This window comes from Salmonella enterica subsp. enterica serovar Typhimurium str. LT2, assembly GCF_000006945.2.
GTDB classification, from domain to species: domain Bacteria; phylum Pseudomonadota; class Gammaproteobacteria; order Enterobacterales; family Enterobacteriaceae; genus Salmonella; species Salmonella enterica.
Window position 1 is genome coordinate 1,381,998 of record NC_003197.2, and the last position, 19,543, is coordinate 1,401,540.

Annotated in this window: 18 protein-coding genes and 22 other annotated features; of the genes, 14 read left to right on the forward strand and 4 right to left on the reverse strand. The window is 52.5% G+C overall.

Going from position 1 to position 19,543, the window contains the following annotated elements; translation table 11 throughout:
- Positions 1 to 178: 178 nt before the first annotated feature.
- Positions 179 to 184: a ribosome-binding site (putative RBS for astC; RegulonDB:STMS1H001552), on the forward strand.
- From astC to spy, 6 genes are all read left to right on the forward strand, one after another.
- Positions 179 to 1,414 (forward strand): succinylornithine transaminase gene (astC, locus tag STM1303; RefSeq protein ID NP_460269.1). Within the gene, positions 188 to 1,414 belong to an annotated coding region; the region does not span the whole gene. It overlaps the preceding feature by 6 nt.
- Positions 1,395 to 1,400, forward strand: a ribosome-binding site (putative RBS for astA; RegulonDB:STMS1H001553). It overlaps the preceding gene by 6 nt.
- Positions 1,395 to 2,439, forward strand: a protein-coding gene (astA, locus tag STM1304; protein NP_460270.1) for an arginine succinyltransferase. Within the gene, positions 1,405 to 2,439 belong to an annotated coding region; the region does not span the whole gene. Before astC ends, astA begins: the two co-directional genes overlap by 20 nt.
- Positions 2,422 to 2,427 (forward strand) — a ribosome-binding site (putative RBS for astD; RegulonDB:STMS1H001554). (Overlaps the previous gene by 6 nt.)
- Positions 2,422 to 3,914 (forward strand): succinylglutamic semialdehyde dehydrogenase gene (astD, locus tag STM1305; RefSeq protein NP_460271.1). Within the gene, positions 2,436 to 3,914 belong to an annotated coding region; the region does not span the whole gene. The genes astA and astD overlap by 18 nt, the downstream gene beginning before the upstream one ends.
- Positions 3,903 to 3,908, forward strand: a ribosome-binding site (putative RBS for astB; RegulonDB:STMS1H001555). Its footprint overlaps the gene before it by 6 nt.
- The gene (astB, locus tag STM1306; RefSeq protein NP_460272.1) for a succinylarginine dihydrolase occupies positions 3,903 to 5,254 on the forward strand. Within the gene, positions 3,911 to 5,254 belong to an annotated coding region; the region does not span the whole gene. Before astD ends, astB begins: the two co-directional genes overlap by 12 nt.
- Positions 5,234 to 5,239, forward strand: a ribosome-binding site (putative RBS for astE; RegulonDB:STMS1H001556). Its footprint overlaps the gene before it by 6 nt.
- Positions 5,234 to 6,215 (forward strand): succinylglutamate desuccinylase gene (gene astE, locus STM1307; protein NP_460273.1). Within the gene, positions 5,247 to 6,215 belong to an annotated coding region; the region does not span the whole gene. Before astB ends, astE begins: the two co-directional genes overlap by 21 nt.
- A gap of 319 nt (positions 6,216 to 6,534) precedes the next feature.
- Positions 6,535 to 6,540 (forward strand) — a ribosome-binding site (putative RBS for spy; RegulonDB:STMS1H001557).
- Positions 6,535 to 7,036 (forward strand): periplasmic protein related to spheroblast formation gene (spy, locus tag STM1308; protein ID NP_460274.1). Within the gene, positions 6,551 to 7,036 belong to an annotated coding region; the region does not span the whole gene. It overlaps the preceding feature by 6 nt.
- 74 nt (positions 7,037 to 7,110) lie before the next feature.
- Here the strand turns inward: spy and STM1309 are convergent.
- Together STM1309 and nadE are read right to left on the reverse strand one after the other, a co-directional pair.
- Positions 7,111 to 8,019: a putative nuclease subunit of the excinuclease complex gene (locus STM1309; RefSeq protein NP_460275.1), complete on the reverse strand. Its 909-nt coding sequence runs from the start codon at positions 8,017 to 8,019 to the stop codon at positions 7,111 to 7,113.
- A gap of 93 nt (positions 8,020 to 8,112) precedes the next feature.
- The gene (gene nadE / locus STM1310; RefSeq protein ID NP_460276.1) for an NAD synthetase occupies positions 8,113 to 8,951 on the reverse strand. Within the gene, positions 8,113 to 8,940 belong to an annotated coding region; the region does not span the whole gene.
- Positions 8,946 to 8,951: a ribosome-binding site (putative RBS for nadE; RegulonDB:STMS1H001558), on the reverse strand. It overlaps the preceding gene by 6 nt.
- Positions 8,952 to 9,030: 79 nt before the next feature.
- Positions 9,031 to 9,039 (forward strand) — a -35 signal (putative -35_signal for osmE; RegulonDB:STMLTH004482).
- On the opposite strand from nadE, the gene osmE reads away from it, so the two are divergent.
- The 7 genes from osmE (at position 9,031) to celG (ending at position 15,064) form a co-directional block, all read left to right on the forward strand.
- Positions 9,031 to 9,500, forward strand: a protein-coding gene (osmE, locus tag STM1311) for a transcriptional activator of ntrL gene (protein NP_460277.1). Within the gene, positions 9,159 to 9,500 belong to an annotated coding region; the region does not span the whole gene. (Overlaps the previous feature by 9 nt.)
- Positions 9,055 to 9,063: a -10 signal (putative -10_signal for osmE; RegulonDB:STMLTH004482), on the forward strand. Its footprint overlaps the gene before it by 9 nt.
- Positions 9,138 to 9,152 (forward strand) — a protein binding site (putative binding site for IHF, RegulonDB: STMS1H000219).
- Positions 9,148 to 9,153 (forward strand) — a ribosome-binding site (putative RBS for osmE; RegulonDB:STMS1H001559). (Overlaps the previous feature by 5 nt.)
- Before the next feature lie 287 nt (positions 9,501 to 9,787).
- Positions 9,788 to 9,793 (forward strand) — a ribosome-binding site (putative RBS for celA; RegulonDB:STMS1H001560).
- Positions 9,788 to 10,121 (forward strand): PTS family sugar specific enzyme IIB for cellobiose, arbutin, and salicin gene (gene celA, locus STM1312; RefSeq protein ID NP_460278.1). Within the gene, positions 9,801 to 10,121 belong to an annotated coding region; the region does not span the whole gene. Its footprint overlaps the feature before it by 6 nt.
- Before the next feature lie 68 nt (positions 10,122 to 10,189).
- Positions 10,190 to 10,195: a ribosome-binding site (putative RBS for celB; RegulonDB:STMS1H001561), on the forward strand.
- The gene (celB, locus tag STM1313) for a PTS family sugar specific enzyme II for cellobiose, arbutin, and salicin (RefSeq protein NP_460279.1) occupies positions 10,190 to 11,562 on the forward strand. Within the gene, positions 10,204 to 11,562 belong to an annotated coding region; the region does not span the whole gene. (Overlaps the previous feature by 6 nt.)
- A 39-nt stretch (positions 11,563 to 11,601) precedes the next feature.
- Positions 11,602 to 11,607, forward strand: a ribosome-binding site (putative RBS for celC; RegulonDB:STMS1H001562).
- Positions 11,602 to 11,960 (forward strand): PTS family sugar specific enzyme III for cellobiose, arbutin, and salicin gene (gene celC / locus STM1314; RefSeq protein ID NP_460280.1). Within the gene, positions 11,613 to 11,960 belong to an annotated coding region; the region does not span the whole gene. (Overlaps the previous feature by 6 nt.)
- Positions 11,961 to 11,966: a ribosome-binding site (putative RBS for celD; RegulonDB:STMS1H001563), on the forward strand.
- The gene (gene celD / locus STM1315; protein ID NP_460281.1) for a transcriptional repressor of cel operon occupies positions 11,961 to 12,813 on the forward strand. Within the gene, positions 11,971 to 12,813 belong to an annotated coding region; the region does not span the whole gene. It overlaps the preceding feature by 6 nt.
- Before the next feature lie 112 nt (positions 12,814 to 12,925).
- Positions 12,926 to 12,931: a ribosome-binding site (putative RBS for celF; RegulonDB:STMS1H001564), on the forward strand.
- Positions 12,926 to 14,293, forward strand: a protein-coding gene (gene celF, locus STM1316; RefSeq protein ID NP_460282.1) for a cellobiose-6-phosphate hydrolase. Within the gene, positions 12,938 to 14,293 belong to an annotated coding region; the region does not span the whole gene. Its footprint overlaps the feature before it by 6 nt.
- A gap of 2 nt (positions 14,294 to 14,295) precedes the next feature.
- Positions 14,296 to 14,301 (forward strand) — a ribosome-binding site (putative RBS for celG; RegulonDB:STMS1H001565).
- The gene (celG, locus tag STM1317; protein NP_460283.1) for a putative glucosidase occupies positions 14,296 to 15,064 on the forward strand. Within the gene, positions 14,306 to 15,064 belong to an annotated coding region; the region does not span the whole gene. Its footprint overlaps the feature before it by 6 nt.
- Before the next feature lie 43 nt (positions 15,065 to 15,107).
- Here the strand turns inward: celG and katE are convergent.
- Positions 15,108 to 17,375 (reverse strand): catalase gene (katE, locus tag STM1318; RefSeq protein NP_460284.1). Within the gene, positions 15,108 to 17,360 belong to an annotated coding region; the region does not span the whole gene.
- Positions 17,370 to 17,375, reverse strand: a ribosome-binding site (putative RBS for katE; RegulonDB:STMS1H001566). Its footprint overlaps the gene before it by 6 nt.
- A 289-nt stretch (positions 17,376 to 17,664) precedes the next feature.
- Positions 17,665 to 17,673, forward strand: a -35 signal (putative -35_signal for cedA; RegulonDB:STMLTH004483).
- Between katE and cedA the strand changes: the two genes are divergently transcribed.
- The gene (gene cedA, locus STM1319; protein NP_460285.1) for a cell division modulator occupies positions 17,665 to 17,967 on the forward strand. Within the gene, positions 17,725 to 17,967 belong to an annotated coding region; the region does not span the whole gene. (Overlaps the previous feature by 9 nt.)
- Positions 17,692 to 17,700 (forward strand) — a -10 signal (putative -10_signal for cedA; RegulonDB:STMLTH004483). Its footprint overlaps the gene before it by 9 nt.
- Positions 17,714 to 17,719 (forward strand) — a ribosome-binding site (putative RBS for cedA; RegulonDB:STMS1H001567).
- Positions 17,968 to 18,068: 101 nt before the next feature.
- Here the strand turns inward: cedA and ydjN are convergent.
- Positions 18,069 to 19,473 (reverse strand): kinase-like protein gene (gene ydjN / locus STM1320; protein ID NP_460286.1). Within the gene, positions 18,069 to 19,460 belong to an annotated coding region; the region does not span the whole gene.
- Positions 19,468 to 19,473, reverse strand: a ribosome-binding site (putative RBS for ydjN; RegulonDB:STMS1H001568). (Overlaps the previous gene by 6 nt.)
- Positions 19,474 to 19,543: the final 70 nt, after the last annotated feature.

The window sequence follows — 19,543 nt, forward strand, 5'->3', positions numbered from 1 at the left end:
GAAATATTCACTTTTCATGCAGTAAAAGTGAATATCGCTACGCTGTAACCCATTGATTTACCGTTTATCACCTCTGTTTATGCAATGTTAACGCTGGCTGGCACGAATGCTGCAATCTACATTTACAGCGCAAACACTCATATTAATTAACATATAAATAACTTTATTTTTACCAAAAGAGGTCGCTATGTCTCTGTCAGTTACGCGCGAAAACTTTGATGAATGGATGGTGCCGGTATACGTTCCCGCGCCTTTTATTCCTGTACGCGGAGAAGGCTCACGCCTGTGGGATCAGCAGGGGAAAGAGTATATTGATTTTGCTGGTGGGATCGCGGTCAACGCCTTGGGACATGCGCATCCGGCGCTGCGCGAGGCGTTAAATGAACAGGCGAATCGCTTCTGGCATATCGGGAACGGTTACACCAATGAACCGGCGCTGCGACTGGCGAAAAAACTGATCGACGCGACCTTCGCCGAACGCGTTTTCTTTTGTAATTCAGGCGCTGAAGCAAATGAAGCTGCATTAAAACTGGCGCGCAAATATGCCCACGATCGTGTCGGCAACCATAAAAGCGGCATTGTGGCCTTTAAAAACGCGTTCCATGGCCGCACGCTCTTTACCGTCAGCGCTGGCGGTCAACCCACCTATTCACAGGACTTTGCGCCGCTGCCGCCGGATATTCGTCATGCAGCCTATAACGATCTGAACTCCGCCAGCGCGCTCATTGATGACAATACCTGCGCCGTGATCGTAGAACCGGTGCAGGGCGAGGGCGGCGTGATCCCCGCCACGAAAGCTTTTTTGCAGGGGCTGCGTGAATTGTGCGACCGGCATCAGGCGTTACTGATTTTTGATGAGGTGCAGACGGGCGTCGGACGTACCGGCGAACTGTATGCATATATGCATTATGGCGTTACGCCCGATATCCTGACGACCGCTAAAGCGTTGGGCGGCGGCTTCCCGATCGGCGCGATGCTGACCACGCAAGACTATGCCAGCGTCATGACGCCAGGCACGCATGGCACCACCTACGGCGGTAATCCGCTGGCGACGGCAGTTGCCGGAAAAGTACTGGATATCATCAATACGCCGGAGATGCAAAACGGCGTCAGACAGCGCCACGATGCGTTTATTGAACGTCTAAATACCCTTAATGTGCGTTTTGGCATGTTCAGTGAAATTCGCGGGCTGGGGCTACTGCTTGGCTGTGTGCTACAGACGGAGTTTGCCGGAAAAGCCAAACTCATCGCCCAGGAAGCGGCAAAAGCAGGCGTGATGGTGCTCATTGCCGGTGGCGACGTGGTGCGTTTTGCGCCAGCGTTAAATGTGAGCGACGAGGAGATAGCCACCGGGCTTGATCGTTTTGCCCTGGCGTGCGAACGCCTTCAGACGGGAGGCGTACCATGCGGGTGATTCGTCCTGTCGAACATGCGGATATCGCCGCGCTGATGCAGCTTGCAGGCAAAACGGGCGGCGGCTTAACCTCGCTACCGGCAAATGAAGCGACGCTGGCGGCCCGCATTGAACGCGCGCTAAAAACCTGGTCCGGCGAGCTGCCAAAAGGCGAACAAGGGTATGTATTCGTTCTCGAGGACAGTGAAACGGGTGAGGTCGGCGGGATCTGCGCCATTGAGGTCGCGGTCGGCCTTAATGACCCCTGGTATAACTATCGTGTCGGTACGCTGGTTCATGCCTCCAAAGAGCTGAATGTATATAACGCGTTGCCAACATTATTCCTGAGTAATGATCACACTGGCAGCAGTGAGCTTTGCACGCTGTTTCTCGATCCCGAATGGCGTAAAGAGGGTAACGGCTACCTGTTGTCAAAATCGCGCTTTATGTTTATGGCCGCGTTTCGCGATAAATTCAATGAGAAAGTGGTGGCGGAAATGCGCGGCGTCATTGACGAGCACGGTTATTCTCCCTTCTGGCAAAGTCTCGGCAAACGCTTTTTTTCTATGGATTTCAGCCGGGCGGATTTTTTATGCGGTACCGGGCAAAAAGCGTTTATCGCCGAGCTGATGCCCAAACATCCTATTTATACCCACTTCTTATCTGAAGAGGCACAGGCCGTGATTGGCGAAGTCCACCCGCAAACGGCGCCAGCCCGCGCGGTGCTGGAAAAGGAAGGCTTTCGCTATCGCCACTATATCGACATCTTCGACGGTGGGCCGACGCTGGAGTGTGATATTGACCGGGTGCGGGCTATTCGTAAAAGCCGACTGGTTGAAGTCGCGGAAGGGCAACCCGCGCCTGGCGACTATCCGGCATGTCTGGTCGCCAATGAAAACTATCACCACTTTCGGGCCGCGCTGGTGCGTGCCGATCCGCAGACTTCACGACTTGTACTTACCGCAGCGCAGTTGGATGCACTGAAATGTCGCGCGGGCGACCACGTTCGGCTGGTACGCCTTTGTGCTGAGGAGAAAACCGTATGACGCTATGGATAAACGGCGACTGGATAACCGGTCAGGGCGAACGCCGCCGCAAAACGAACCCGGTGAGCGCGGAGATACTTTGGCAGGGGAATGACGCTAATGCGGCACAGGTCGCCGAGGCCTGTCAGGCGGCGCGCGCGGCGTTTCCTCGCTGGGCCAGACAGCCTTTTGCCGCACGACAGGCTATCGTAGAGAAATTTGCCGCCCTGCTGGAGGCACATAAAGCCGAGCTCACGGAGGTCATCGCACGTGAAACCGGTAAACCGCGCTGGGAGGCGGCGACGGAAGTGACGGCGATGATCAATAAGATTGCCATCTCGATTAAGGCTTACCACGCCAGAACAGGCGCACAAAAAAGCGAACTTGTCGATGGCGCCGCGACGTTGCGCCATCGTCCTCACGGTGTGCTGGCGGTATTCGGCCCTTATAACTTTCCCGGCCATTTACCGAATGGCCATATTGTGCCCGCGTTGCTGGCAGGCAATACGCTGATCTTCAAACCTAGCGAGCTAACGCCATGGACCGGGGAAACGGTAATAAAACTCTGGGAACGGGCGGGGCTACCGGCAGGCGTTCTTAATCTGGTGCAGGGCGGCCGGGAGACCGGACAAGCGCTGAGTTCGCTCGACGATCTCGACGGACTGCTGTTTACCGGCAGCGCCAGTACCGGATATCAGCTTCATCGCCAGCTATCCGGCCAGCCGGAAAAAATCCTGGCCCTTGAAATGGGCGGAAACAACCCGCTCATTATTGAGGATGCGGCAAATATAGATGCGGCGGTACATCTGACGCTGCAATCGGCGTTTATTACCGCCGGACAGCGCTGTACCTGCGCGCGACGCCTTCTGGTAAAACAGGGTGCGCAGGGAGATGCATTTCTGGCGCGGCTGGTTGACGTCGCCGGACGTCTGCAGCCCGGCAGATGGGACGACGATCCGCAGCCGTTTATCGGCGGACTGATTTCAGCGCAGGCGGCACAGCATGTGATGGAGGCCTGGCGTCAACGAGAGGCATTAGGCGGTCGCACGCTACTGGCGCCGCGGAAGGTCAAAGAGGGAACCTCTCTGCTGACGCCTGGCATCATTGAGCTGACGGGCGTCGCGGATGTGCCGGATGAAGAGGTGTTTGGTCCGCTGCTGAACGTCTGGCGTTATGCGCATTTCGATGAGGCGATTCGTCTGGCGAATAATACCCGTTTTGGTCTGTCGTGTGGGCTGGTGTCGACGGATCGCGCGCAGTTCGAACAGCTCTTGCTGGAGGCGCGGGCAGGGATCGTTAACTGGAATAAACCGCTCACCGGGGCAGCGAGTACTGCGCCGTTTGGTGGTGTCGGCGCGTCTGGTAACCATCGGCCCAGCGCCTGGTATGCCGCCGATTATTGCGCCTGGCCGATGGCCAGTCTGGAATCTCCCGAACTAACGTTGCCTGCGACATTAAGCCCCGGCCTCGACTTTTCTCGCAGGGAGGCGGTATGACGGCGCATGAAGTTAATTTTGACGGGCTGGTGGGGCTTACGCACCATTATGCCGGGCTATCCTTCGGCAATGAGGCATCGACCCGCCACCGTTTTCAGGTGTCGAATCCTCGTCTGGCGGTAAAACAGGGGCTGCTAAAGATGAAAGCTCTGGCGGATGCCGGCTTTCCCCAGGCGGTGATCCCGCCGCATGAGCGACCTTTTATTCCGGCGTTGCGTCAGCTCGGCTTCACGGGTAGCGATGAGCAGATTCTGGATAAGGTTGCGCGTCAGGCGCCACGCTGGCTTTCCAGCGTGAGTTCCGCGTCGCCAATGTGGGTTGCGAATGCGGCGACGGTTTGCCCATCGGCAGACGCGCTGGACGGGAAAGTTCACCTGACGGTGGCGAATTTAAACAATAAATTTCATCGCGCTCTTGAGGCGCCTGTTACCGAAGCGCTGCTACGCGCCATATTTCGCGATGAAAGCCAGTTTTCAGTGCATAGCGCGTTACCGCAGGTCGCATTATTGGGAGATGAAGGCGCGGCGAATCATAACCGTCTTGGCGGCGAGTATGGTTCGGCAGGCGTGCAGCTTTTTGTCTATGGGCGCGAAGAGGAGAATGAAATACGACCCGCTCGTTATCCGGCGCGCCAGAGCCGCGAAGCCAGCGAGGCCGTGGCGCGTCTTAATCAGGTGAATCCGCAACAGGTTATCTTCGCTCAGCAGAACCCGGAGGTCATCGATCAAGGCGTATTCCATAATGATGTCATCGCCGTTTCGAATCGACAGGTATTGTTTTGTCACGAAGCGGCGTTTGCCCGGCAGAAAGTGCTCATTAATCAGTTGCGTACGCGCGTTGACGGTTTTATGGCGATAGAGGTGCCCGCCGGCGAGGTTTCTGTATCAGATGCTGTGGCGACCTACCTGTTTAATAGTCAGTTGCTAAGCCGTAACGACGGCTTAATGCTGTTAGTGTTGCCGCGGGAATGTCAGGACCATGTCGGCGTCTGGCGCTATCTGAATAAGCTGGTGGCGGAGGATAACCCCATCAGCGCGATGCAGGTGTTTGATTTGCGAGAAAGTATGGCCAACGGCGGCGGCCCGGCCTGTCTGCGATTACGCGTGGTGTTAACAGAAGAAGAACGAAGGGCGGTGAATCCAGCGGTAATGATGAATGACGCTCTGTTTACGGCCCTTAACGCGTGGGCGGATCGTTATTATCGCGATCGCCTGACCGCTGCCGATCTGGCCGATCCGTTATTATTGCGAGAAGGCCGGGAGGCGCTGGATGTGTTAACGCGTCTGCTGGATTTGGGGTCGGTTTATCCTTTCCAGCAAACGGGGGCGGCTGATGGATAACTTTCTGGCGTTGACGCTAAGCGGCACGACACCGCGGGTGACGCAGGGGAAGGGCGCGGGTTTTCGCTGGCGCTGGTTAGGCCATGGTCTGCTTGAACTCACGCCCGATGCGCCGGTCGACCGCGCGTTAATTCTTTCTGCGGGGATACACGGTAATGAAACCGCGCCGGTCGAGATGCTGGATAAGCTGCTGTCGGCGCTGTATTCAGGCAGCTTGACGTTAACGTGGCGAGTGCTGGTGGTACTCGGCAATCCGCAGGCGCTGGCGGCGGGAATACGCTATTGTCACAGCGATATGAACCGTATGTTTGGCGGGCGTTGGCAGTCCTTTGCCGAAAGCGATGAAACGCGGCGGGCGCGTGAGCTGGAGCTAAGTCTGGAGACCTTCTTTTCATCTGGCCAGGCGCGGGTACGCTGGCATCTGGATCTGCATACCGCCATTCGTGGCTCGCATCATTTGCGTTTTGGCGTATTGCCGCAGCGCGACCGCCCGTGGGAGACAGATTTTCTGGCGTGGCTGGGCGCGGCAGGACTAGAGGCGTTGGTATTTCATCAGGCGCCCGGCGGTACGTTTACGCACTTTAGCTCTGAACATTTCGGCGCGCTTTCCTGTACGCTGGAGTTGGGAAAGGCGTTGCCGTTTAGGCAAAACGATCTGACGCAGTTCAACGTAACCTCGCAGGCGTTGTCGGCGTTGCTGAGCGGTGTCGAAACGTCAACCTCGTTTTCGCCGCCGCTACGCTATCGGGTGGTGTCGCAAATCACGCGTCACAGCGACAAGTTCGCGCTTTATATGGATGCGCAAACGCTGAATTTTACTGCCTTTGCGAAGGGAACGTTGCTGGCCGAGGAGGGGGATAAGCGCGTGACGGTGACGCATGACGTTGAATATGTTCTCTTTCCTAATCCCTCTGTCGCCTGCGGATTGCGGGCTGGATTAATGCTGGAAAGACTGCCCTGATAAATGTCCCTGTAAGCTCACGTTAGGATTACAGGGATGATTTGGGACACAGTTTCATGCTATTACGGATTATTCCTGGAGAATTGCTTTATTAATAAGCGTTGCTGCGTTATAGTTCTGCATAATTTCTGCTATATCATGCTGTTGTATATTTCTCTTTCAACTCTGCGCAATTTATTCTTTTTTTCTTCACAATTGGCGAAAAAGTGTTTTTTATACTTTCATTGTTTTACCGTTGTTATGACTAATTGACGCTAAGACGGTTAAAGTTAATCACGACAACACGGCGCTGTTTTAAATATGCCGTAAAAATAACTGAAAGGAAGGATAGAAATATGCGTAAACTGACTGCTCTATTTGTTGCCTCTACCCTGGCGATGGGTGCTGCGAATCTCGCTCATGCCGCTGAGACTACCACCGCCGCGCCAGCGGATGCGAAGCCAATGATGCAGCATAAAGGTAAATTTGGCCCACATCACGATATGATGTTTAAAAACCTGAACCTGACGGACGCACAGAAGCAACAAATTCGCGACATTATGAAAGCGCAGCGCGAGCAAATGAAACGTCCGCTGCTGGAAGAGCGTCGCGCCATGCATGATATTATCGCCAGCGATACCTTCGATAAAGCCAAAGCCGAAGCGCAAATTACGAAAATGGAAGCGCAGCGCAAGGCCAATATGCTGGCGCATATGGAAACCCAGAATAAAATTTATAACGTTCTGACGCCGGAGCAGAAAAAGCAATATAACGCTAATTTTGAGAAGCGTCTGACGGAACGCCCGGCGCAAGAAGGTAAAATGCCTGCTGCGGCAGAATAACTTTCCGCATAATTTAAGACCGCCGGTCTTGTCGACAACACAATCGTTGAGGTGGACAGGATCGGCGGTTTTCTTTATGACTGGCGACAGTCGGTGTGCAGTTCAATGATCTCATATTGACCTGACATTAACGGTTTACAGAGAATCTTATAGCCGTCCTGATCAAAACCCGCAGGTGTGCGCACCAGGGTGGCGGCCTCATCCAGCGAGGGTACCGCCCCCAGCCATAACCAATTGTTGATAATGTGGAACTGGGTCATTTGTGGGCGGCTCTCTTTTAACGCGATAGCGCCTTTCCAGGGCCAGCAAACCACACGTAACCGTTCCAGCGAGGCCTGCAGACGAAGAAAATGCGCCTGCGGGGTTTCTTGCCCACAACACGCGCCAGCGCAGCGCTTCAGAGCGAAACGAAAACAGGCGCGCCCACGGCTTACCGGTTCAAGCCCCAGCAGGCCATAACACAATTTTTGTTCATCGGCGAGGTTCTGTAAGCTTTGCAGCGCCGCCCGACGGTTGGCGAAGAGGCCAAACAGGTTTGGCTCATGGGAAAAATCGACGCTGCGGGCGGAAACGACCTCAATCTTTTGTTCGCTCAACTGGAGAGAGCAAAGCTGGCGATTACGCCGTAACCGCTTGTTAAACAGCGGCTGTTGTTCTTTGATCAGCCGCGCCTCCAGCAGCAACGCGCCCATTTCCCCAGCGGTGCAGATCCAGCTTATCCGCCGCGCCTGTCGCAGCATAGTGGCCTCGTCAGGCGTTCGCAGATGTGAAAGCACCCGGCTGCGAATATTCACGCTTTTACCGATATAAAGCGGCAGCGTATCGCTTTCGCTATGAAATATATAGACGCCCGGTAAGGCTGGCGCTTCGCTGAGGAAAGGACGTAAATGTTCTGGATATTCGTAAATGGCCGCCGCTTCAAACTCAAGGCGGGGGGCTGATTGACGCCGTACCACAGTGATCTCCGTTAACTGGTTATTCATCCAGTATAACAGCGGATGGGTGATTAAAAAAGAGGCTGGGAAGAGAGGAGGCCGGATAGACGAGCGATATCCGGCACAACAGTAGAAGTACGCTTACCTTTTCCAAAAGTCGTCGAATACCGTAATCGGTAAACGGCGCTTATGTTCAGTTTTTACATACCAGCCTTCGATAGTTTTAGCGATGGCGGGGTCCAGCGTTTTGCCTTCCAGGTAATCGTCAATATTGTCATACGTTACGCCCAGCGCGGCTTCATCAGGCAGTGAAGGGCGGTCGTCTTCCAAATCGGCGGTGGGGACTTTTTTATACAGATGCTCAGGACAGCCCAGCGCTGCGAGAAGCTGTTTGCCCTGGCGTTTGTTAAGGCGATGAAGCGGGTTAATATCGGTACCGCCGTCGCCATATTTGGTGAAGAACCCGGTTATCGCTTCCGCCGCATGGTCGGTGCCCACCACGACGCCGTGAGTCATACCGGCGATGCTATATTGCGCTTTCATTCGCTCACGCGCTTTTTCATTGCCGCGAACAAAATCGCTCAGCTCAATTCCCGCTTCGCGCAGCGCCTGTTCGCTGGCGAGGACGGCGCCTTTAATATTGACGGTGAGTACTCTGTCCGGCTGAATAAAAGCAATGGCGTCCTGGCAATCCTGTTCATCAGCCTGTACGCCATAAGGCAGACGAACGGCGATAAACTGCAGCGCATTATCACCGGTCTCTTCTCGCAATTCGGCGATAGCCATCTGGCTGAGTTTCCCGGCCAGCGTCGAATCCTGCCCGCCGCTGATGCCTAACACCAGCGATTTCAAAAAGGGATAGGTTTTCAGGTACGCTTTAAGAAAATCCACGCTGCGGCGAATTTCTTCTTCAGGGTTGATATGCGGTTTCGCGCCAAGCGCCTGGATTATCTCTTGCTGCAGAGTCATTTAACCCCCTTCGACATTAAAAAAATGAATCTTTACCCTGTTAAAGCTAACCCTTCGCCGCTGAAACAACAAGGTTTGGCGGGCTAAGCGGTGTTTAAAACAACATGTCGCTGCGTTAGAGAATTTTCCGAAAGACTTTTTGTGGCGAGGCGCGGCTTGAAAAATGTTCTGATGTATTCCAGGCTTACATAACACGCTGATAAACAAGAGGACGGAAAATGAACAAGAACGTAGCAGGAATTTTAAGCGCAGCGGCGGTAATGACTATGCTGGCAGGTTGTACGGCGTATGATCGTACAAAAGACCAATTTGTTGAGCCTGTCGTTAAAGATGTTAAAAAAGGAATGAGCAGGGCGCAAGTTGCGCAGATTGCGGGCAAACCGTCATCTGAAGTGAGTATGATTCATGCGCGCGGTACCTGTCAGACCTACATCCTGGGTCAACGTGATGGTAAAGCGGAAACCTACTTTGTTGCGCTGGATGATACCGGGCACGTGATTAACTCCGGCTACCAGACCTGTGCGGAGTACGACACTGACCCACAGGCGCCGAAGCAGTAACAACTGTACATTGCCTGAACATTCAAGGAAACCGGCCTGCGAGCCGGTTTTTTTGTGCCTGCCATAACCTTATTTATTATCGCGAATTATTTGCCCGAAATGTGAGGGGGGTCATAACGCCAGGTCAATGAGAGACAATTTAGTGGGTCAAGGAAATACCATCCGGTGGTCCGATCCCGTATACTCATTTCAGCCACCTAAAAAAGTAAATCCGGTTACGCAAGTCGCCCAGAGTATGGATGCAGGTTGAGGCTTGCGGCGTATCTGGTTGACAGATAATCGCACATGAGGAAGGTTTTTATGGAAAAGAAACACATTTATCTGTTTTGTTCTGCGGGCATGTCAACATCGTTACTGGTATCAAAAATGCGCGCTCAGGCTGAAAAATATGAAGTGCCGGTGATTATTGAAGCATTCCCTGAAACCCTGGCCGGTGAAAAAGGCCCGGCAGCGGACGTCGTGTTATTAGGCCCGCAAATTGCTTATATGCTCCCCGAAATTCAGCGTTTATTACCTGGTAAACCGGTAGAAGTCATTGATTCAATGTTGTACGGCAAGGTAGATGGCTTAGGCGTGCTTAAAGCTGCGGTAGCGGCAATTAAAAAAGCCGCCGCGAATTAATTATTTTTTAATTTTTCCCGTCAAAGAGTTATTTCATACACTAACCGCAATATTTTATTGCGGTATTTAAGGGTATTTTTCTATGAGTAACGTTATTGCTTCACTTGAAAAGGTACTCCTTCCTTTTGCTGTAAAAATAGGAAAGCAGCCACACGTTAATGCAATCAAGAACGGCTTTATTCGTTTAATGCCATTAACCCTTGCGGGGGCGATGTTTGTATTAATTAATAACGTTTTCCTGAGCTTTGGGGAGGGGTCGTTTTTTTATTCCATGGGCATTCGGCTTGATGCCTCAACCATTGAAACACTTAATGGATTGAAAGGCATCGGCGGGAACGTCTATAACGGCACATTGGGCATTATGTCGCTCATGGCGCCATTTTTTATCGGCATGGCGCTGGCGGAAGAGCGCAAGGTTGATGCGCTGGCCGCCGGATTGCTTTCCGTGGCGGCATTTATGACCGTAACGCCGTATAGTGTCGGCGAGGCCTATGCCGTAGGCGCTAACTGGCTGGGTGGTGCAAATATTATCTCCGGTATTATTATTGGCCTGGTGGTCGCGGAGATGTTTACATTTATTGTCCGGCGCAACTGGGTGATTAAGCTACCGGACAGCGTACCGGCTTCGGTGTCTCGTTCATTCTCAGCATTAATTCCCGGCTTTATTATTCTCTCTATTATGGGGATTATTTCCTGGGCGCTGTCTAATTACGGTTCTAACTTCCATCAGATTATTATGGACACTATCTCTACGCCGCTGGCATCGCTGGGTAGCGTGGTAGGGTGGGCATATGTCATTTTTGTACCGCTGCTGTGGTTCTTTGGTATTCATGGTTCGCTGGCGCTGACCGCGCTGGACAGCGGCATCATGACGCCCTGGGCGCTGGAAAACATCTCTATTTACCAGCAGTATGGCTCCGTCGATGCGGCGCTGGAAGCCGGTAAAACGTTCCATATCTGGGCGAAACCGATGCTGGATTCTTATATCTTCCTCGGTGGTAGCGGCGCAACGCTGGGTCTGATCATCGCTATCTTCCTGGCATCCCGTCGCGCGGACTATCGCCAGGTGGCAAAACTGGCGCTGCCGTCAGGTATCTTCCAGATTAACGAACCCATCCTGTTTGGCCTGCCGATTATTATGAACCCGGTGATGTTTATCCCCTTCATTCTGGTTCAGCCGATTCTGGCGGCGATTACGCTGGTGGCTTACTATTTGGGTATTATTCCGCCGATTACCAATATTGCGCCGTGGACCATGCCAACCGGGTTGGGGGCGTTCTTTAACACCAACGGCAGTGTCGCCGCGTTGCTGGTTGCGCTATTTAACCTGGCGGTCGCTACCCTGATTTATCTCCCCTTCGTGGTGGTGGCTAACAAAGCGCAGAACGCCATCGAGCAGGAAGAAAGCGAAGAAGATATCGCTAACGCACTGAAATTCTAAACTCCGCGCCGGCATGGGATGCCATGCCGGGCTGAATCAGAGGAAAGACTATGTTTGATCTTGAAAATGTTGTAGATAACCAGACCGCGGCTGAGGAACTCGAAGAAGTCGTTATGGGGCTTATCATCAATTCTGGTCAGGCGCGCAGCCTGGCATATGGCGCGCTCAGAAAAGCGAAAGAAGGCGATTTTGAGGCGGCGAAAGCGATGATGGACCAGTCGCGCATAGCGCTCAATGAAGCGCATCTTGTGCAGACAAAACTCATCGAAGGCGATCAGGGCGAAGGCAAAATGAAAGTCAGTCTGGTCCTGGTTCACGCTCAGGATCATTTGATGACATCAATGCTGGCTCGTGAACTGATCGCCGAGTTGATTGAGCTCCATGAGAAACTGAAATAACAGGGGGCGGATGATGCAGCTACAGGTTAACGCAACGGAAATCAAAACGGTTTATGAGCAGCAGCTCTTCAATGGCAAAAATTTCCATGTGTTTATCTATAACAAGACGGAAAGCGTCACCGGGCTGCATCAGCACGACTACTATGAATTTACCCTGGTATTAACCGGACGTTATTACCAGGAGATTAACGGGAAGCGTGTGCTGCTGGAACGTGGAGATTTTGTTTTTATCCCGGTGGGGTCGAATCACCAAAGTTTCTATGAGTTTGGCGCAACGCGTATTCTGAACGTAGGAATTAGTAAACGTTTTTTTGAACAGCATTATCTTCCGTTACTGCCGTTTTGTTTTGTGGCATCGCAGGTATACAGGGCGAATAGCACTTTCCTTACCTATATTGAAACGGTGATTGCGTCGTTGAATTTTCGCGGCAATGGGCTCGACGAATTTATCGAAGTGGTGACATTTTATATTATAAACCGCTTACGTCATTACCGCGAAGAGCAGGTTTATGATGATATTCCACAATGGCTGAAAGCAACCGTGGAGATAATGCATGATAAAACGCAGTTTGGCGAACATGCGCTGGAAAATATGGTGCGCCTGTCGGCAAAATCCCAGGAGTATCTGACGCGCGCCACCCGACGTTATTACAGCAAAACGCCGATGCAAATCATTAATGAGATTCGCATTAATTTTGCCAAGAAACAGTTGGAAATGACCAACTATTCGGTTACGGATATTGCTTATGAAGCCGGGTATAGCAGTCCAAGTCTGTTTATTAAAACGTTTAAGAAGATGACCTCATTTACGCCGAATAGTTATCGGAAGCGATTGACGGAAATTAATGAGTAACGGTTTGCATTGCTCGATTAATTACATTTCACGCTTGCCCCAATAGCGCGGGGAACGTCACGCTATTTCTTACGAGCGGGCATAGCGTAATACATATCAGTGTTATACACTGAAGGGAGATATTATGAGCCAGAAATTAAAAGTCGTCACTATTGGTGGCGGGAGCAGCTACACCCCTGAATTACTTGAAGGCTTTATTAAGCGCTACCATGAATTACCTGTCACCGAATTATGGCTGGTTGACGTTGAAGACGGGAAAGAGAAGCTGGGCATTATTTATGATCTCTGCCAGCGAATGATTGATAAAGCAGGCGTTCCGCTAAAATTGTATAAAACGCTGGATCGCCGGGAAGCGCTGAAAGGCGCTAATTTTGTCACTACCCAGCTACGCGTTGGTCAACTCAAAGCCCGTGAGCTGGACGAGCGTATCCCGCTTAGCCACGGCTATCTGGGGCAAGAAACCAACGGCGCTGGCGGTTTATTTAAAGGGTTGCGTACCATTCCGGTTATTTTTGACATCATTAAGGATGTTGAAGAATTATGTCCGAATGCGTGGGTCATTAACTTTACTAACCCGGCGGGGATGGTGACGGAAGCGGTTTATCGTCATACCAACTTTAAAAAATTCATCGGCGTATGTAATATTCCTGTCGGCATGAAAATGTTTATTCATGACGTGCTGGCGCTGAATGAGAATGACGATCTTTCCATTGACCTGTTTGGTCTAAACCATATGGTCTTTATTAAAGATGTGCTGGTGAATGGCACCTCACGGTTCGCAGAATTACTGGATGGCGTGGCGTCCGGTCAGTTGAAAGCGTCAACCGTAAAAAATATCTTTGATCTGCCGTTTAGTGAAGGATTGATTCGCTCGCTGAACATGCTGCCGTGCTCTTATTTGTTGTATTACTTCAAGCAAAAAGAGATGTTGGCGATTGAAATGGGCGAATATTACAAAGGCGGCGCGCGCGCTCAGGTCGTACAGAAAGTGGAGAAACAACTCTTCGACTTGTACAAAAATCCTGAGCTAAACGTGAAGCCGAAAGAGCTTGAGCAACGCGGCGGCGCTTATTATTCCGATGCCGCTTGTGAAGTCATTAACGCTATTTATAATGACAAGCAGACTGAGCATTACGTTAATATTCCACATCATGGGCATGTCGAGAATATCCCGGCGGACTGGGCGGTGGAAATGACCTGCATTCTGGGACGCAATGGCGCGACGCCGCACCCGCGTATCACCCGTTTTGACGAAAAAGTGCTGGGGCTTATCCACACTATTAAAGGATTTGAGGTCGCGGCCAGCAATGCGGCGCTGAGCGGAAACTTTAATGATGTTCTGCTGGCGCTTAACCTGAGTCCGCTGGTGCATTCCGACCGCGACGCAGAAGTCCTGGCGCGTGAACTCATTCTGGCGCATGAAAAATGGCTGCCTAATTTTGCCGCTTGCATCGAAGCGCTTAAAGGTAAGCACCACTGACAGAGGTAGGCTATGGAACGCGTGTTGATTGTGAATGCCGATGATTTTGGCCTGAGTAAAGGGCAAAATTACGGCATTGTTGAAGCATATCGCAACGGCGTTGTGACCTCCACGACGGCGCTGGTCAATGGCGAGGCTATTGACCATGCGGCGCAGCTTAGCCGCGAGCTGCCTGCGCTTGGGGTGGGAATGCATTTTGTTTTGACGTTAGGCAAACCGGTGTCAGAGATGCCGGGCCTGACGCGAGACGGCCTGTTGGGGAAATGGATCTGGCAAATGGCGGAGGAGGATACGCTTCCGCTGGATGAAATTGCGCATGAACTGGCGTGTCAGTATCAGCGTTTCATCGACGTATTTGGCAGCGAGCCAACGCATCTCGACAGTCACCATCATGTGCATATGTTCCCGCAAATTTTCCCCATCGTCGCCCGCTTTGCGGCGCAGCGCGGGATTGCGTTACGTATTGACCGCCAGACGGTGTTGAACGCCGACGATCTGCCGTCGGATTTGCGCAGCACTCAAGGATTTAGTAGTGAATTTTACGGCGAGGAGATCACCGAAGCGTGCTTTTTACGCATTCTGGATGCCTCGGCGCATCGAGGAGAGGCCTCGCTGGAGGTGATGTGTCATCCGGCGTTTGTGGACAACATTATTCGCCAGAGCGCCTATTGTTACCCCCGCTTAACTGAACTGGAGGTGTTGACGTCTGCGTCACTCAAGGCAGCGATTGCGGAACGTGGATATCGTCCTGGCAGTTTTCTTGATATTTAGCTCCTGAGTTTGCGGCGCAAGAATGCGCCGCATTTTTTGCTGTTTATGCAGGAATCGCGTTAATTTTCCCCGCACGCGACCAGACACGGTGTGCCGCCATCAGCGTCAGCAGAGTGTCCATAAAGTGGTGGTCAACGTTATCTGCCTCAACAAGTCCTTCTTCCCCCTGGCTATCAATGTTTAAAAGCGCCTTAAACCGTCGGGCGTCGCCTGCCAGTGCGATGGGCTTCAGATGTTTGTAGGCTTCCAGAAGGTAGTAACGGGCATCGCCGCAACTCTCGATATCGGCAATATTGCCGCACGGTACTATTACCGCATCGACCGTTAGCGACGGCGCGCCGGCAAAGGTTGCCGCAATCGTTAATGTTGAACCATCATCAGCCGTTACTTCACCCATCCGTGAATAGAGCAGTTTTGCGTGGACGCCTTTGGCTTTTAAAGCCTGCAAAATGGTCAACAGTTCGGCGGCGTTAACTTTGTCGTTCAGCAGAATAGCGACCACTCGGCCTTTAACATCGCCGTCCGGCACCGCATACAGGCTGAGCGCCGGATCTTTTTTCAGACCGTTGACATCAGGAGGCGGGGCAATTTGCGTTTGCTCATGGGTGAGTGCAAAACCGAGATTATGCGCGACGCCCTGAGCCAGCGTGACATCAATATGCGCTAACTGATCGACCACCCGCTCCCGAATATACGCGCGGGCGACTTTACCCAGTTCAAAGCTGAACGCGTCAATAATATGCTGCTGTTCTATCGGCGTCTGACTGAGCCAGAACAGGCGAGGATGCGAGTAATATTCACCGAAAGAGGGGCTGCGTTCGCGGATTTTATTGCCATCCACGCGTTCCTGGTATGATTCGAAGCCGCCGCGTTTTGGCGCTGGCGGCGTTTCGCGTGGCCAGTTGTCATTAATGGAGTTTGGTTCATAGTTCGCCGGATTGGTGTCGATATCCATCCGGTGCATACCGTCACGCTGGAAGTTATGGTAGGGGCAGGTAGGGCGGTTAATCGGAATTTCGTGGAAGTTTGGCCCGCCCAGACGACTGATTTGCGTGTCGGTATAAGAGAACAGACGCCCCTGTAACAGCGGATCGTTGGTAAAATCAATGCCGGGAACAATATGTCCTGGATGAAATGCCGCCTGTTCGTTTTCAGCGAAAAAGTTATCCGGATTACGGTTTAACACCATTTTGCCGACGCGTTGTACTGGCACCAACTCTTCCGGAATCAGTTTGGTCGGATCGAGCAGATCAAAATCGAATTTAAATTCATCCTCTTCGGCAATGAGTTGTAGGCCCAGCTCGTATTCCGGGAAATCGCCCGCTTCGATGGCCTCCCACAGATCCCGGCGGTGAAAATCCGGATCGCGACCGGTCAGTTTTTGTGACTCATCCCATACCAGCGAGGCTTTACCTGCCAACGGTTTCCAGTGGAAACGGACAAAGGTCGCTTTCCCTTGTGCATTGATCAGACGGAAGGTGTGAATGCCGAACCCTTCCATCGTCCGATAACTGCGTGGAATACCGCGATCCGACATTGCCCACATGACGTTGTGCAGCGTCTCAGGCTGTAAGGAAACATAGTCCCAGAAGGTGTCGTGCGCACTCTGCCCTTGCGGAATAGCCCAATGTGGTTCGGGCTTAACGGCGTGCACAAAATCCGGAAACTTATGCGCATCCTGGATAAAAAAGATCGGCGTGTTATTACCGACGAGATCGAAAATTCCCTCTTCGGTATAAAATTTGGTCGCAAAACCGCGGATATCACGTACGGTATCAGCAGACCCCGCGCCGCCCTGTACTGTCGAAAAGCGAACAAAGACCGGGGTAATTTTCTGTGGATCGCACAGAAACGCGGCTTTCGTGATGTCGCTCAGGTCTTTATATGGCTGGAAATAGCCGTGCGCTGCAGATCCGCGGGCGTGAACGATCCTCTCCGGGATGCGCTCATGGTCAAAGTGGGTAATTTTCTCGCGCAGGATAAAATCTTCCAACAGCGTAGGGCCGCGGCTGCCGGCGCGAAGAGAATTTTGATCGTCGGCGATGCGCACGCCCTGATTGGTGGTCAGCGCATAATTTTCGCTGCCTTTACGAAAGGCGTCGAGGGCAGTGAGCTTATCATTCGCGGTCTCGGGCGCTTTTAAGCTGCCGGGGGCCGTCGGTTGCGCGCCCGGCGGCGTCGTTTCTGGCGTGGGGCGATGTGAACCGTCTGACGGCGCCAGGGAGTCCAGGCCGGGCTGTGATTCACGGGTATCATGCACGGGGGACTGATGGGGGGATTTCTCATTATGCGACATTGAACTCGTCTCCTGCTTTCATCACTGAAATGGGCGTGGTAGTAGTCAAAATCACTCTAACTATAGAACATTTCAGCAATTATGCTGGGGGAGAGCGGAACGGCAGACAGGGTATAACAGGGAAATCGCACGCGCGGAACAGGACGTCGGGGGCGAAGATCGGCTAAAATAGTGTTTTTCTGATTTTTAGCCTTAGAGCCTATCCCAGTAGGCGTTATTGGCGCAGCCAGTTTGGACACGGACAGCGCGCAAAAACCGGAGCGTACACGTAGTACGTGAGGATTTTGAGCACTGCCCAGGACCAAAATGGCAAGTAAAATAGCCCTAATGGGATAGGCTCTTAGCCTCTTTTAGTGAAGCATTAATGATGAAACCTCTTCGCCAGCAAAATCGCCAGATTATTAGCTATATTCCGCGTGTTGAACCCGCGCCGCCGGAACATGCGATAAAAATGGATACGTTTCGCGACGTCTGGATACTGCGCGGTAAATATGTTGCCTTTGTTCTGACGAGGGAGTCATTTCAACGGTCGCCCGCCTTTAGCGTGCCAGAATCGGCGCAACGTTGGGCGAATCAGGTTCGCCAGGAAAACGAAATCGCTGACTAAGAAAAAACAAAACGCCGGTACTGGAGACCGGCGTTTTTAGTGACAGACATTTTGAGTTGCCGATCGTCATGTCTCAGACGATGTGAACGCCCGATAATGTATTATCGATGCGCCAGTTCAGCGTCTTCTTCGCTATCGAGAATGGTTTTATCGGTCTGCTTCAGCCACTGGCTGGTCAGCGTACCAGCGGTCATTGAGCCACTCACGTTCAGCGCGGTACGGCCCATATCAATCAACGGTTCGACGGAGATTAACAGCGCGACCAGCGTGACCGGTAAGCCCATGGCAGGCAGCACAATCAGCGCGGCGAAGGTCGCGCCGCCGCCAACGCCGGCAACACCCGCCGAACTTACAGTAACGATACCCACCAGCGTGGCTATCCATACGGGGTCTAAGGGGTTGATGCCGACCGTCGGCGCAACCATTACCGCCAACATCGCAGGATAAAGACCGGCACAACCGTTTTGGCCGATGGTCGCGCCAAAAGAGGCAGCAAAGCTGGCGATGGACTCCGGCACGCCCAGGCGGCGGGTTTGCGCTTCGACATTAAGTGGAATGGAGGCGGCGCTGGAGCGGCTGGTAAAGGCAAATGTCAGCACCGGCCACACCTTGCGGAAATATTTCAGCGGGCTAATCCCGTTCACGCCCAATAGTATGCCGTGAACCACAAACATTATCGCCAGACCAAGATATGACGCTACCACGAAGCTTCCAAGCTTAATAATGTCCTGCAGATTGGAGCCGGCAACCACTTTCGTCATCAGCGCCAGTACGCCGTAAGGCGTAAGTTGCATCACCAGACGCACCAGCTTCATCACCCAGCTTTGCAGGGTATCGATAGCAACAAGCACACGCTCGCCTTTTGGCGCATCATCTTTCAGCAGTTTAAGCGCGGCCACGCCCAGGAATGCGGCGAAAATCACCACGCTGATAATAGACGTAGGATTTGCGCCAGTCAGATCCGCAAACGGATTTTTCGGTACAAAAGACAGCACCAGTTGCGGCACGCTGAGATCGGCCACTTTGCCGACATAGCTCGTCTCAATGGCATTCAGACGCGCGGTTTCCGCGCCGCCCTGAACCAGACCTTCCGCCGTCAGTCCGAACAGATTGGTGACCAGCACGCCCACCAGCGCTGCGATAAGGGTAGTAAACAGCAGCGTGCCGATAGTCAGAAAACTGATTTTCCCCAATTGAGAGGCGTTATGCAGTCGTGCCACGGCGCTTAAAATAGAGGCGAATACCAGCGGCATCACAATCATTTGTAGCAATTGCACATAGCCGTTGCCGACAATATTGAACCACTGAATGGAGTCTTTTAACACCTGACTGTCAGCGCCATAAATGGTGTGCAGGGCCAGACCAAAGACCACGCCCATCACAAGGCCGACAAGCACTTTTTTAGCCAGACTCCACTGTTTATGACGGGCCTGCGCCAGTACAAACAGCAGAATGACGAACACCGCAATGTTCGCAATTAATGGAAAATTCATCCCCGTTCTCCTGATTTTTTTATTATGAAGCGCTGTGTTTTAGCGATTCTGTTCGCGCAAGATTAGCAGAACTGTGAGCTGGC